General features: G+C 39.6%; 12 protein-coding genes, 15 tRNA genes and 2 rRNA genes. 6 read left to right on the top strand and 23 right to left on the bottom strand.

The window, feature by feature from the left end:
- Positions 1-311 precede the first annotated feature (311 nt).
- Both ACIQZD_RS06700 and ACIQZD_RS06705 read left to right on the top strand, forming a co-directional pair.
- Positions 312-1,301 carry an ABC transporter substrate-binding protein gene (locus ACIQZD_RS06700; RefSeq protein ID WP_402899776.1) on the top strand — a complete coding sequence of 330 codons (990 nt, stop codon included), beginning with the start codon at positions 312-314 and terminating at the stop codon, positions 1,299-1,301.
- A gap of 30 nt (positions 1,302-1,331) precedes the next feature.
- Positions 1,332-2,225, top strand: coding sequence for a TauD/TfdA dioxygenase family protein (locus ACIQZD_RS06705; protein WP_402899779.1), 894 nt, complete (start codon positions 1,332-1,334; stop codon positions 2,223-2,225).
- 132 nt (positions 2,226-2,357) lie between these two features.
- Here ACIQZD_RS06705 and ACIQZD_RS06710 read toward each other — a convergent pair whose 3' ends face one another.
- The 4 genes from ACIQZD_RS06710 to ACIQZD_RS06725 all read right to left on the bottom strand — a co-directional run bounded on the left by ACIQZD_RS06710 (position 2,358) and on the right by ACIQZD_RS06725 (position 5,413).
- The gene (locus tag ACIQZD_RS06710; RefSeq protein WP_402899782.1) at positions 2,358-2,945 is read right to left on the bottom strand and encodes a DUF6241 domain-containing protein; all 588 of its coding nucleotides are present in this window, start codon (positions 2,943-2,945) and stop codon (positions 2,358-2,360) included.
- A gap of 387 nt (positions 2,946-3,332) precedes the next feature.
- Positions 3,333-3,917: an ATP-dependent Clp endopeptidase proteolytic subunit ClpP gene (gene clpP / locus ACIQZD_RS06715; protein ID WP_402899785.1), complete on the bottom strand. Its 585-nt coding sequence runs from the start codon at positions 3,915-3,917 to the stop codon at positions 3,333-3,335.
- 30 nt (positions 3,918-3,947) lie between these two features.
- Positions 3,948-4,655 (bottom strand): sigma-70 family RNA polymerase sigma factor, encoded by a 708-nt coding sequence (locus ACIQZD_RS06720; protein WP_402899787.1) that lies wholly within the window; start codon positions 4,653-4,655, stop codon positions 3,948-3,950.
- A gap of 431 nt (positions 4,656-5,086) precedes the next feature.
- Positions 5,087-5,413 (bottom strand): hypothetical protein, encoded by a 327-nt coding sequence (locus ACIQZD_RS06725; RefSeq protein WP_402899789.1) that lies wholly within the window; start codon positions 5,411-5,413, stop codon positions 5,087-5,089.
- 347 nt (positions 5,414-5,760) lie between these two features.
- On the opposite strand from ACIQZD_RS06725, the gene ACIQZD_RS06730 reads away from it, so the two are divergent.
- Positions 5,761-6,282, top strand: coding sequence for a tyrosine-type recombinase/integrase (locus tag ACIQZD_RS06730; protein ID WP_402900005.1), 522 nt, complete (start codon positions 5,761-5,763; stop codon positions 6,280-6,282).
- Complete coding sequence (locus ACIQZD_RS06735; RefSeq protein WP_063235353.1) at positions 6,269-6,463, top strand: hypothetical protein; 195 nt, start codon at positions 6,269-6,271, stop codon at positions 6,461-6,463. The genes ACIQZD_RS06730 and ACIQZD_RS06735 overlap by 14 nt, the downstream gene beginning before the upstream one ends.
- Positions 6,464-6,747: 284 nt before the next feature.
- Here the strand turns inward: ACIQZD_RS06735 and glsA are convergent, their stop codons facing one another.
- Complete coding sequence (gene glsA / locus ACIQZD_RS06740) at positions 6,748-7,689, bottom strand: glutaminase A (protein WP_402900008.1); 942 nt, start codon at positions 7,687-7,689, stop codon at positions 6,748-6,750.
- A gap of 373 nt (positions 7,690-8,062) precedes the next feature.
- Here glsA and ACIQZD_RS06745 point away from each other — a divergent pair, with 373 nt between their 5' ends.
- On the top strand, positions 8,063-8,269 hold the full coding sequence (locus tag ACIQZD_RS06745; protein ID WP_402899793.1) for a hypothetical protein: 207 nt from the start codon (positions 8,063-8,065) through the stop codon (positions 8,267-8,269).
- A 282-nt stretch (positions 8,270-8,551) separates the two neighbouring features.
- Complete coding sequence (locus ACIQZD_RS06750) at positions 8,552-8,842, top strand: hypothetical protein (protein ID WP_350300231.1); 291 nt, start codon at positions 8,552-8,554, stop codon at positions 8,840-8,842.
- Positions 8,843-9,732: 890 nt separating this feature from the next.
- On the opposite strand, the gene ACIQZD_RS06755 is transcribed toward ACIQZD_RS06750, so the two are convergent.
- From ACIQZD_RS06755 to ACIQZD_RS06840, 18 genes are all read right to left on the bottom strand, one after another.
- Positions 9,733-10,272: a DUF6241 domain-containing protein gene (locus tag ACIQZD_RS06755; RefSeq protein ID WP_402899798.1), complete on the bottom strand. Its 540-nt coding sequence runs from the start codon at positions 10,270-10,272 to the stop codon at positions 9,733-9,735.
- Positions 10,273-11,163: 891 nt separating this feature from the next.
- Positions 11,164-11,244: transfer RNA gene (locus ACIQZD_RS06760), tRNA-Leu, on the bottom strand.
- 8 nt (positions 11,245-11,252) lie between these two features.
- Positions 11,253-11,326, bottom strand: a tRNA-Cys gene (locus ACIQZD_RS06765).
- A gap of 8 nt (positions 11,327-11,334) precedes the next feature.
- A tRNA-Gly gene (locus ACIQZD_RS06770) sits at positions 11,335-11,409 on the bottom strand.
- A gap of 3 nt (positions 11,410-11,412) precedes the next feature.
- A tRNA-Gln gene (locus tag ACIQZD_RS06775) sits at positions 11,413-11,487 on the bottom strand.
- Positions 11,488-11,522: 35 nt separating this feature from the next.
- Positions 11,523-11,598: transfer RNA gene (locus tag ACIQZD_RS06780), tRNA-His, on the bottom strand.
- Positions 11,599-11,615: 17 nt separating this feature from the next.
- A tRNA-Trp gene (locus tag ACIQZD_RS06785) sits at positions 11,616-11,689 on the bottom strand.
- A gap of 10 nt (positions 11,690-11,699) precedes the next feature.
- A tRNA-Tyr gene (locus ACIQZD_RS06790) sits at positions 11,700-11,783 on the bottom strand.
- Positions 11,784-11,799: 16 nt separating this feature from the next.
- A tRNA-Thr gene (locus ACIQZD_RS06795) sits at positions 11,800-11,875 on the bottom strand.
- Between the two features lie 7 nt (positions 11,876-11,882).
- Positions 11,883-11,958, bottom strand: a tRNA-Phe gene (locus ACIQZD_RS06800).
- A 12-nt stretch (positions 11,959-11,970) separates the two neighbouring features.
- Positions 11,971-12,046 (bottom strand) — tRNA-Asp (locus ACIQZD_RS06805).
- A 5-nt stretch (positions 12,047-12,051) separates the two neighbouring features.
- A tRNA-Met gene (locus ACIQZD_RS06810) sits at positions 12,052-12,125 on the bottom strand.
- 105 nt (positions 12,126-12,230) lie between these two features.
- Positions 12,231-12,306: transfer RNA gene (locus tag ACIQZD_RS06815), tRNA-Val, on the bottom strand.
- Positions 12,307-12,321: 15 nt separating this feature from the next.
- Positions 12,322-12,396, bottom strand: a tRNA-Glu gene (locus tag ACIQZD_RS06820).
- A 9-nt stretch (positions 12,397-12,405) separates the two neighbouring features.
- Positions 12,406-12,497, bottom strand: a tRNA-Ser gene (locus ACIQZD_RS06825).
- A gap of 5 nt (positions 12,498-12,502) precedes the next feature.
- Positions 12,503-12,577: transfer RNA gene (locus ACIQZD_RS06830), tRNA-Asn, on the bottom strand.
- Between the two features lie 9 nt (positions 12,578-12,586).
- Positions 12,587-12,702, bottom strand: a 5S ribosomal RNA gene (gene rrf, locus ACIQZD_RS06835).
- A 118-nt stretch (positions 12,703-12,820) separates the two neighbouring features.
- Positions 12,821-12,909, bottom strand: a 23S ribosomal RNA gene (locus tag ACIQZD_RS06840); the annotation flags it as partial.

The following is a 12,909-nucleotide window of genomic DNA, read 5'->3' on the forward strand; positions in this document are numbered from 1 at the left end:
CTAGTTAACTAGTCGATTCAATATTTCATTTTATATTAACTTATCGATTATTTATAATCAACACCTAATACCAATTTATTTTATCGGATTAATCGTAAAAAGTAATTGACAGATAATTCTAACAGCTGTTAAGATGCATTCATACACAAATCCGCTTTACACTGGAGCCAATTAAATAAAGGTCAAGTGAATCAACTGGACTACCGGAGATTCAATGAAGAGTAACCCCGGCATACTCTTCGTTGAATCTCTTTTTTGTCATTAATCTGACTATCCAGATGTGGTAAGTGTATTAAAAAAGGAGGGAATTCATGAAGGAATATCGTAACAGGTTAACCGCAGTACTACTTGCCATCATTAGCATCGCTGTATTGGCAGGCTGTAATTCCGATGCCGGCAAAGCTTCCGGGAAAAGTGATCCACTGAAAGTTCATATTGCCTTAAATGGCAAGATGGGACCATTGGTCGTTGCAAAGGAAAAGGGATTGTTCAACGAAGAGTTTTCTAAACTGAATGCCCAAATCGAGTGGAGTGAATTCCAGAGTGGTCCTCCGCTTTTGGAATCCCTTGCTTCCAATCGGGTTGACCTGTCTTTTTTAGGGGATGGTGCACTGATTGCCGGCATTGATAAGAATCTGCCATTCGAAGTGATTGCACAAACAGGTCGGGGTGAGTCATCTGTCCGGATTCTGGCTCAAGCAGAAGGTAACATAAAGAAGATTGAAGACTTAAAAGGAAAAACGGTGGGGGTTGCCTCGGGGACAACGGGTCATGTGTATTTAATCAAGGCTTTGAAAGCCCATGGTTTAACGACTGATGACATTAAACTCATCAATTTACAACCGGATGATGCTCAAGCAGCTTTTGAAACCAAACAATTGGACGCCTGGGCGATATGGAACCCTTATTACCTTAATAATATTGAAAAAGGGAATGCTGTCGCACTTAAAGTAAAAGGAAAAATATTGGCTCCTGGTGCAATCATTGCACGTAAGGGCTTTGCCGAAGAGCATCCTGAAATTGTTGAGGCCTATTTAAAGGTTTATAAAAAAGCTGCCGACTGGCAAATTGAAAATCCAGATGAAGCATCTGAAATTTATTCCAAAGAAACTAAATTGCCTGTGGGTACGGTCAAGACAATAATAACGGCCGAAGAACCAAATATCTTCTTTACCGAAGATGCCATCAAAGCACAACAAGAATCCATCGATACTTTAGCTGGTGTGGGTTTTATCAAGAAATCATTTAATTTTAAAAATCAGATCCACAATGAATACATTGATGAAGCCTTTAAAAAATAAAAAAACATACCTTACAGGAGGAGATTGATTATGACGGAAACTAAAACACAACAATTAAAAGTCGTACCGGTAGCAGGAAGGATTGGAGCGGAAATTCAAGGAGTCCGATTAAGCGGAGACTTGGATTTAGCTATTTTCAATGAAATCAAACAAGCATTATACGATCATAAAGTCGTATTCTTCAAAGGACAAAATCATTTGGACGATGCCAGCCAAGAAGCATTTGCCAAACTATTGGGTGAGCCTTATGCACATCCTACAGTACCGGTCAAAGACAATACTAACTATATTTTCGAACTTGATTCGGAAAGGGGTGCAAAAGCAAACCATTGGCATACTGATGTCACTTTCGTTCCAGAAGTTCCAAAATACTCCATTTTAAGAGGTGTAACCATCCCTGACGTTGGCGGAGATACAGTCTGGGCAAATACGAATGAAGCATATGAGGACCTGCCGGATGGATTGAAGAAATTAGCTGACGGACTATGGGCGATCCATACAAATGAATATGATTATGCTCAATTCAAACCAACTGAAAACATCGATGATGAGGTTAAAAAGAAATATCGTGATATATTCGAATCAACCATTTATAAAACAAGGCACCCAGTCGTTCACGTGCACGCAGAAACCGGAAAAAGGCATTTGTTATTAGGTGGCTTTGCTGGTAGAGTGGAAGGATATACAACAAGCGAATCCGAAAGATTATTAAGTATCTTCGATTCATACGTCACGCGCTTAGAAAATACCGTGCGTTGGCAATGGAGTGAAGGGGACGTGGTCATTTGGGATAACCTAGCCACGCAGCATTACGCTATTGCCGATTACGGGGACCAGCACCGAGTCGTTCGCAGGGTCACTGTCGGAAAAGACGTTCCCGTAAACAAGGAGAACGAGTCCAGCAGACTAATTATTAAAAAATAAACACCTGTATCGAGTGAAAGGTTCGAAAATACTCAAACCTCCTGAGGAACTGGCCTTATTGCAGGAGGTTTGAGTGTTTTCTTTTTGAACAGGTCTTGCCACCCGCCCTTTGGCATTTTCAGTACTTTCCCCTCATTTAAAATTAACTTCAATGAATTCAACCTCTTCTGCCCGACTTAATGTTCCATGGGCTTTTCCAACGGTGCCTTCTTTGTCTTCCCAAAAGAAGTTATGGTCCTGAACGATCATGCTAAAATCAAAGTATCGCCACCGGCCAGCGATGGCCAGCAATCTATCTCTATGCTGAAAATCACTTGAATCCACTATTTTATAAACTTCTTCAATAATCTTAGGGGACATCGGTATAGCTCCCCATTTATCTTGCGAGCGAACCTTTTGATGAGTCATTTTATGCATGACGTCCATCACTTCCGTTTCGGTTGAGCCTTCATCAAGTCCTGTTTCAAATTCGATCCCATCATATATCGCTGTTTTCGCTTCAAGTTCCGCAGCTTTCGCTTTCGCTTCCCTTTGGGCTTCGATTTTTTCATCTTCTCTTTCTCTTTCAATTTGTTCTTTGGCTTCCCTGGCTTCAATTACCAGTTGAGCTTTTTCGTACTCATTGGAGTTCTCCATGATTTTAAAGGAAGCAACCCCCACCCCGAATAATGCAACAGCAGTGATTCCACTAATAAGTAAAACCTTTTGCGTTTTCTTCATAAAAACTTCCTCCAAGATATTGATAATGTCAGATAATATTTATTTTAACATATTAAATGGATGGACTATCCAGAAAAGGAAGACATCCAACCTTCTCAGCCCTTCAATAAGAAATACAGTTTCAGATATCGATAATTACCCAAGGTACCATTCTATTTTTTCAAGAAGATTCATACGTCACTTCAAGAAAAATTGATAATACCGGGTGCCGGGCATTGTGAAGCTGAGGTAGTGGATCCAAAATAGTATTGGAACAAGATATGGGGTTTTGTGGATAAATATATGGAGTAATGTAAGAGGGTAAAAAGAAACTGCCGATATGATATCGGCAGTTTCCTTTCGTTTTCGTCCAGATTATTTTGAGCTTACATGGCGTTTTTATCAGGATTAATTAGCCTGAACGATTATTTCATCGATTATACCGTAATCCTTCGCCTCATTTGCGCTTAAGAAATAATCACGATCTGTGTCCTTCGCCACCTTTTCGATAGACTGACCGGTCCTTTCCGAGATGATTTGATTGATATGATCCTTTAGCTTCAAAATCCTTCGGGCAGAAATTTCAATCTCCGTGGCTTGCCCCCTCGCCCCACCAAGCGGTTGATGAAGCATGATTTCACTATTTGGCAAAGCGCACCTTTTCCCTTTCGTACCTGCCAATAAAAGCATGGCACCGAATGATGCAGCCATCCCCGTACATACAGTCCGGACATCAGGCTTAATATATTGCATCGTATCATAAATGGCGAAACCGGCACTGGTCGATCCCCCTGGACTGTTTATGAAGATGGTAATTTCTTTATCAGGTGCATCAGCTGCCAAGAATAACAATTGGGCAACCACGCTATTGGCTAAATGATCGGTGATCTCTTCCCCAATCATGATGATACGGTCTTTTAGAAGTCTGGAATAAATATCGTACGAGCGCTCACCCTTGCTTGATTGCTCAATTACATATGGAATGGTGGTCATATCTCTTCTTCCTCCTAACAATATAATTGGCTATGCAGCCATTGAGAGTGTGTTTGAAGGAGTGAAGCTTGATTTGGAAAGAATCGAACGATTCATCAGTTTAGGAATCATCGATTCACTGTTCAGGGATTTGAAAGATGGGATGCTTCTAATGAGGATATCAGGATTTTGGGCTTTTAAAGCCTGTGTCATCAGGGACATGAGCCTCTGTTCCTCCTCATCCTGCCAATCTTCCACGCAAGACAACCTACGCTCTTCAACGTCATTGTCAAAACGCTTTTTCACACGGTTCAAGATGGCCTTTACAGCCGTTTCCGTGGTGTTCAAGTAATCTGAGATTTCTTTTGACCGATAGAGGAATCCTTCCTTTAATATGAACACTACAGCTTGTTTCGGGGTAAGGGATTTTATTATATATTCAACCGTTTCAAAGACATTTTCCCCAACTGACCCCTGCTGTTCGGTATCCAACAGATCGTCTAAGGATTCTTTTTTCCTTTTTCGTATCGTATCAATCCAGGAATTTCGGGCTATTGTCTTCAATAAAGCTGTTGTTATCTCCGTTTTCTTCCCATAGCCCTGCATTGCCTTCAATATCGTTTCCTGTGCCAAATCATCCCCATCCCAATTATTTTGGGTCAGGAATCGGCAAAACCTAATCAATTCAGGATAGACTTCACGCAAAATCGCACCGTTATCCTTTTCTTCAGAAATATCTTCCCTTAACTTGTTTATCATTTTTCTCACTCCTTCAACACCCTCTATCCTATAAACGTTTCAGAAAGAGAAAAAGATATGGGGGTGAAAAATTTTCCTTCATTCTTCATTATATTCTATTCCATTTTTTCCTTTGGATTTCCTTTCATCTAAAAACCTGTTTGGTTAAGATCCAAACAGGCTAATGTCAATGATGCAACAAATAGGGCCTCCCCCGCTGTGTACCCGGTTCGTCACCAATCATTTCAGTGAAGTCCTTATTTTCCAAACCAATTATTATTCTCCGTGCATTCCATTAAGCCAACCAGAAAATCTTTGGATGTGACCTCCTGGTAATGTTCCGCAATGTCATTACGTTTTCCCAAATCGCATCTTGTTCCGATAAGCCTGACGTCCCGGATGTCCTTGATGTGAATCCTGAATTTCAAAATTCCGGGTGATTCATAATGCTGCTATTCCAAGTGTTCAATGCATTCGACCGTGTATTCGCTAGGTTCCATTTCGTTTTCTTCAATACCAAACCAACTGGAGGAACGTCTTTCGTTAGCGCTATCTTTACAATAGTTCACCAAAGAACCTGCTGGATTTTCTTCAGACTCTTGATCGCTCATCTCTTCAAAATTCACTGATCGCTCGTTATGACGCTCTCTGTCTGCCTTTTCATTCTCCAGGTCTGCGAACAAGAACATGCAGTAAAAAACGGCTATCATAATTGCCATAGTAATCAACCTTGACCTTAAAGGCAGTACCTTTTTCAATATAGCTAAAACTTTCTTCATGGTGGTTTCCCCAATCCTGCTAAAGCATAATAAATTCACAATGAATTAATTCATCTAATAAATATCCATCAATAACACTAGTTTAGAAAAATATTACTATTTTCGTTATATCAAGTTCCAGAAGTTTTTATTGCTATTATTCATTAAACAACTAAAATACTCCGAACCCTATAAAATGGGCAGTCCAAAAAAATATCAGTATACTCCTCAAATTGACTTCCATCCTTTTTCAGTGTTACTCTTAAAAGTATACATTCAAAATACTGATTCCATTAGGGTGAACACATTTGCCGAAAGAACATTTAATAGACGTTCAACCAATCAGATCATTGGAAAAATTAGATGATATGAAATGGTCATTGAAAAGACATTGCAGCGAGAGAGACTACATATTGTTCTTGTTAGGCATAAATACCGGCTTGCGTGTAACTGATTTATTATCGCTAAAGATAAAGGACATTAAATGCAAGATGGAGGTAGTCATCAAGGAAGGGAAAACAAAAAAGCCAAGAATGATACAGCTTAACAATGTATGTAATGAATTGGCAGCCTATATAGCCACCATTGATGGTGAATGGCTTTTCCCCTCACGCAAGGGCGATAAGCCAATAAGTAAGATACAGGCTTACAGACAGCTTAATAAAGCAGCGGACATGGTGGACATCGAGGGCGTCGGTACCCATACCATGCGGAAAACATTTGGGTACTGGCACTATAAACGAAGTAAGAACCTTGCTGAGTTACAAATGATCCTTAACCATTCATATCCTGAAATTACACTAAAGTACATTGGGATTGCTGATGAAGTAACAGAGGACAGTTTAAATGACTTTGTACTATGGGAGGACGGAAGAAATGTCACTGACTGAATACAATGCAAAATATGAATATATCATTCGCAGCAATATTTCCGACAGACAAAAGGCATTGAAATTAGCTGATTTAATGACCGATATGGAAGGCCAGCTAAGAAATGAAATCGGGGAACATCGAAATAAAGAGGTAAATGCTTTATATAAAAAAGTATCTCTTTTCTCCAACTTGTTATAACCAGCTTAAGACCTTGCCCTTATGTGCAGAGGTCTTTTTTTCCTTGGAAGTAAATGCTTGTTTCTTTAAGGCTTTAAACTGAAACTCATTTATATCTGATAGGCCCTTTTCATCTTCCTGTAACATCACAACATAACATAACATAACGAAAAAGCTCTATTTCAAACTTCATTCTCTCTCTTCTCTGACTCTCCTAAGCCGTATGCTTACGATTTAATCCAGACAACTTTCGAATAAAAAAATTAATTAATATCATCCGGTAGACTCTGTAATGGTTTCAATGTTTACAAATTAAACATACTTAAGGAATACTTTTTCGCCATCATTTCCAGGATTTTCATCCCGGCAACGCTGTTCCCCTTCTCATCCAGCGCTGCACCATAAATTCCAATCCCACATTTTCCGGGGACGGCCCCCATGATTCCCCCTGACACACCGCTTTTAGCCGGTATGCCAACATTAATGGCAAATTCACCTGATGCGTTATACATGCCGCAAGTAACCATGAATGTCTTGCAAATACGGGCAATGTCCCCGGGGATGATTTGCTTTCCCGTCAGTAAATCTTTCCCATTCATGGCCAGCACACAGCCTATCCTCGCTAAATCCTGACTGTCCATTTCAATGGCACACTGCTTCGAATACAATTCGATTAACTCCTCCACATCCTCATCTATTACATTATGCTGCTTTAAAAAATAGCTTAACGACCTATTTAAGTCTGCTGTATTGTATTCTGACCGGGCAACATCTTCATTAAAACCGATAGCAGGATTTTGCGTCAACTCCCGGATAAAATGTAAAATACGCTGAAATCGCTCATTTACACTGTTACCTGCAATCATGTGGGTCACAGTCAATGCTCCTGCATTGATCATCGGGTTTAACGGCTTGGATGGCTTGTTTGTCTCTAACTTGGCAATCGAGTTAAAAGGGTCGCCGGTAGGTTCTTTTCCTACATAGGAAAAGACATATTCCTCTCCCTTTTCCATCAATACCAGAGCAAGTGTCAAAACTTTTGAGATGCTTTGCAGGGTCATTTTACCTGTTACATCCCCAGCACAATATCCTTTTCCGTCAGGATAGTAAATTGCAACAGACAAATCCCCAGGATTCGCCTTTTCAAGAGCCGGTATATAGTCTGCCACTGTTCCCATATTTGTATATTTTTTTGCCTCATCGACCAGTTGCTGTAATTCTTCATTGGAACTGCATTGACATCCCATATTGTTCACAATTTCCCGCCCCTTAGAAAATTTGTTTTGTGAAGTGTTCTTTAGATAGTGGTTTTATTATTTATTACCATATTTCATCGATATTATTTAAAAAACCAGGAATCTGCAACTTTCCTAGTTTTAAATTTAGATGTACAGGTTCTGAATTATTTCCATAAAGACAAAGAAAAACAACAACATATACGTCAAAGGTCAAGCTGTAAGACAGATAAGCCAACGCCTTGTAAAAAATCGAAGCAACTTCACTGTTCTTTAAAGAAGATTTAATTTAAAAAAGAAGGAATTAGAAGAGCTTATACGGAAATATATATTATCGCATAAGCTTTCATATGTATTTAACACTTGATGGAAAGTAGGAAAAGCCATGGGAAAATCGAAGAGTTTACAAGAAATCTATAACGCCAACCGTCCAGAAAATAATGAACTTTTCCGGGCGATACAACAGCGTCTACAAATGAAGCATCCAGACAAACGAATGACAGCTACGAGAACATTGCAAATAATTGTGGCTGATAGTGTTTCATCTGGAGAGCTGCGTAACGTGGAAGCCCGCCTTCTTCACAGTTTATAACGATCTGTTGTTTCATAAGCCCTTTGAAATGTTAGAACACAGAAAGGATCTTCGTTTCGTAACTCAGCAACATTCATTCTTTTGCTTACTTAGTGCGCTTTGGTGCATCACTTTGCCTCTGGAAAAGTGTCTGTTTTCTATTTACTTAATTTGAGTACAGATTTACTTTAAACAAATGGTGAGTAAAAATGCTCAAAAGATAAAGATTGACAACATTTTTAGTGTGACTCATACTAATGGTGAATCAAATGACAGAATATTACGAATAGTGGAGGGGTAATTATGAATAAGATTTTCGTTCCTAACGCAATCGCCACTTTAACAAGACTTTTCTACAGTTCGACTACAATGAATGAGTATTTAGCGATGAGAACCGCCCAATTCTACATTGAAGACCTGAAATTACTGCAAGACGTGGAAGCTGTTGCCTTGGCAATTGAAAATCAAAATGCTTTTGCTTTAATGTCTAAATTTAAATTATTTGATTATAAGGCTGCTGAAAAAATTGAAATCGCACTATCCTCTTCTGGCTATACGGAAGCAGACCTAAATGCTATGAATATTGAAATCTAAATTATTTTTAAAAAAAACGAATGGTAGAGTTAGTGCTCTTTGACCCATTCGTTTTTATTTTTAATCGTTAGAACAAACGTGCACTTTGATAAAATAAACGATTTCAGTGCATAAGATTCTATCACCTTTTGATCTCCGATAAGCTGCCAACTGTTTGATTCGATTTTGTATGCTCCTTGGTTTCAATTCCCTTCATTCTTGAGTGATTAAAAACCATTGCATACTACCCCCGCACATTATTTGTACATATTCTGTAATGCGACATGAACACAAAAAAGCTTCACACAATTAAGTGTGAAGCTTGATGTAATAGCGATTCTTCGCTATTGGTGATACCGGTGGCCGGGGTCGAACCGGCACTCCAGAGGAACACGTTTTTGAGTCCTATTATATTCCATAAACGCTATATAATCAGTAATATCAACGGTTGTTGAAAAAATCATTTTTTTATCAGTTAAACAGCCATTACTCATGACCTCAAAGACGTGTCGATTGTTATCGATTATTACAATAACTATCGACTACACCTGTAAATCTTTGTCTTAGTATTAACCTCCTCCCAAATAGCACTGAAAAAATAAAACGGATATTTTTTATTAGGGATGCACTTTCTTTGTATGATAATCAAAAAAGAAAGAGCCCACTAATTAGACTCCCTATCTCTTCATTTAAAATTTTTACATACATCAGCCTAGTTTGTTGAAGAATATCAGCTCTTCTAACTAGATATATCGGGTAGTACAACTAAATCATCCAACCAAATCTTTATTTCCTCAAGAAGCTCTTTGAGCCCGGTTGATTACCGGGTTCATGCCCTCAAGGTAGCCTAACTAAATATAGTGTCTAACTTTTTGGGTTCACTTCACGATAGGCCGTTTTTTTTCTGCTTATTAAAAGTTCTCCTCGATAAATTCAGCTTCTTGTTCAGGAGTAAGAACTCCGGTAGCTTTACCAACATTTCCATTTTGTTCTCCCCAAAGGTAATTGTGGTCTTCCACTATATTGTCGAAGTTTCCTTCTTTCCAGTTTCCTACGATTCTTAGCAATTCACTTTTATAGTCGATAACTTCGCTATCATTAATGAATTCATAGACTGCATTGATGTTTTCAGAATTCATTTCAAGGTTGTACCATTTTTCTTCAGAAACTACTTTTTGATGAGTCATACTATGCATTGTTTTCATAACGTCTTCTCTTTTTGAAGATGGGCCAAGACCTAGTTCATATAGAATTTGTTCATTTTTTATAGTTTCTACTTCCGTATCTTCTTCTTCAGTTGTCTCGTATTCCACTTCCGTTGTCTCCAAAACAGGAGCCGTATCTTCTTGCTTTGCTTCATAATTTTTAGCGTTCTGATTGATTTTTATTATTACTGAAATAGCTGCTGCAGCTACTATAAGTCCAACCATTGACCATCTAAATTTATTCATTATAAGTTCCTCCGAGTCATAGTTAGATTATCACTCATTTCAGTTACATCCTTTTATGGATAAGCTAACCATTATTATATTAACATAAACTATTAACAAATAATCTTAAACTATTAAGTAACCATATAGATAGATATAAAATTTTATATTTTATAATAAAAAAATTGAGCATAAGTTATAAATCATAAAAATCATCTAAATCTAAATTGATTAGATGGGATTAATAATCACTCTGTATTGGCCATTAAACTATTCCCTATATAATTTATATAAAATTTATTGGAAACCAATACAGAGCATCCTGAGACTTCTAGGGATTATATAAATCTTACCAGTTAACTAATTGAACATTGGAATCATTTAATCTTCCTTCAAATATCTCATAAGGATCAATTTGTCCATGCTTCAATTGTCTTTGTCAATCCTTAATAATTTGATGTTCTTCATTGGGTTCTTATCGATAAGTTTGCTCTTACATAAAAAGTTATAGAATGCTCTTAGAGCTCTTAATCGGGTGTTAATAGTAGTAACTTTCATTAAGTTCCTTACTCTGGAGAATTAAGCTTTCTACGTCCTTTTGTACGATTCAACGAGCTGCTTATTAATAATCTTCTTTGCTCCATGAAATTCATTTTTGTAGTATTCAATCGTCGCTCGTCTTAAGTTTCTTAAATAGCAATCCTTAAAAAAGGCTTCTTATGCTTCTTCATCTGAAATCTTCTTCTTAATAATTCTTAGTTCATCTTCTGTTAATTCTTTACGTCTTCTCATTACGACCTCCTAAGCACACGATTCGCCGCACACGATTCTGGATTAGTTTTGTCGTATTAAAGACAAAGAAAAAAGGCCTCAACATTTAAGTTGAGACCTTGATTCTATAAGCTTTCATGATACCGGTGGCCGGGGTCGAACCGGCACTCCAGAGGAACACGATTTTGAGTCGTGCGCGTCTGCCAATTCCGCCACACCGGCATGTTTGTTGGAGGCGGCAACCGGAATCGAACCGGTGGTAAAGGTTTTGCAGACCTCTGCCTTACCGCTTGGCTATGCCGCCAACGTTTTTGGAGCGAAAGACGGGATTCGAACCCGCGACCCCAACCTTGGCAAGGTTGTATTCTACCACTGAACTACTTTCGCATATGGCTGGGCTAGAAGGGATCGAACCTTCGCATGACGGAATCAAAATCCGTTGCCTTACCGCTTGGCTATAGCCCAATAACGTTGTAATCATTATACCATGTTTTTAAAAATGGGGCGACTGATGGGAATCGAACCCACGAATGCCTGAACCACAATCAGGTGCGTTAACCACTTCGCCACAATCGCCATTATAGGATTGAAATTGGCAGGGGTAGTAGGACTCGAACCCACACTGGAGGTTTTGGAGACCTCTGTTCTACCTTTAAACTATACCCCTGTAATAAAGATGGTGGAGGGGGGCAGATTCGAACTGCCGAACCCGAAGGAGCGGATTTACAGTCCGCCGCGTTTAGCCACTTCGCTACCCCTCCGCATATGGATGAAACATGGTGCCGGCAAGAGGACTTGAACCCCCAACCTACTGATTACAAGTCAGTTGCTCTACCAGTTGAGCTACACCGGCACTACTATGGTGGCTCAGGACGGAATCGAACCGCCGACACAAGGATTTTCAGTCCTTTGCTCTACCGACTGAGCTACTGAGCCAAACAATAAAAATGGCGGTCCCGACGGGAATCGAACCCGCGATCTCCTGCGTGACAGGCAGGCATGTTAACCGCTACACCACGGGACCATAGATTGCGGGGACAGGATTTGAACCTGCGACCTTCGGGTTATGAGCCCGACGAGCTACCGGACTGCTCCACCCCGCGACGGTAATAATGTTTCTTTTTATGCATCAAGTTTTCGTGTTGAGCGTTTCAATGGGTTGAAATAATCAATCCTTTATGCAGAAACAACTTGATGTTATTGAAAAATGGTGGAGGATGACGGGATCGAACCGCCGACCCTCTGCTTGTAAGGCAGATGCTCTCCCAGCTGAGCTAATCCTCCAATATGTTGTCTAAATGGTGACCCGTACGGGATTCGAACCCGTGTTACCGCCGTGAAAGGGCGGTGTCTTAACCGCTTGACCAACGGGCCAGGTATAAATGGCGGAGAGCAAGGGATTTGAACCCTTGAGACAGGGTTACCCGTCTACACGATTTCCAATCGTGCTCCTTCGGCCACTCGGACAGCTCTCCAATAATGGCTCCGCAGGTAGGACTCGAACCTACGACCGTTCGGTTAACAGCCGAATGCTCTACCACTGAGCTACTGCGGAACAATATAAGCTTGGCGACGTCCTACTCTCACAGGGGGAAACCCCCAACTACCATCGGCGCTGAAGAGCTTAACTGCCGTGTTCGGAATGGGAACGGGTGTGACCTCTTCGCTATCGTCACCAAACAATGTTAACATTTTTTCAAGACATATATTATTATAACGTCTTTTTGAGAAAATGCAAGAAGAAATTTTCATTCCTTCAAAACTAGATAATAAGAAGGTATTTCATTTTTTTAAAGCGATGGTTAAGTCCTCGATCTATTAGTATCAGTCAGCTCCACATGTCACCATGCTTCCACCTCTGACCTATCAACCTGATCATCTTTCAGG

Source organism: Peribacillus sp. NPDC096447 (assembly GCF_044762725.1).
GTDB lineage: Bacteria > Bacillota > Bacilli > Bacillales > DSM-1321 > Peribacillus.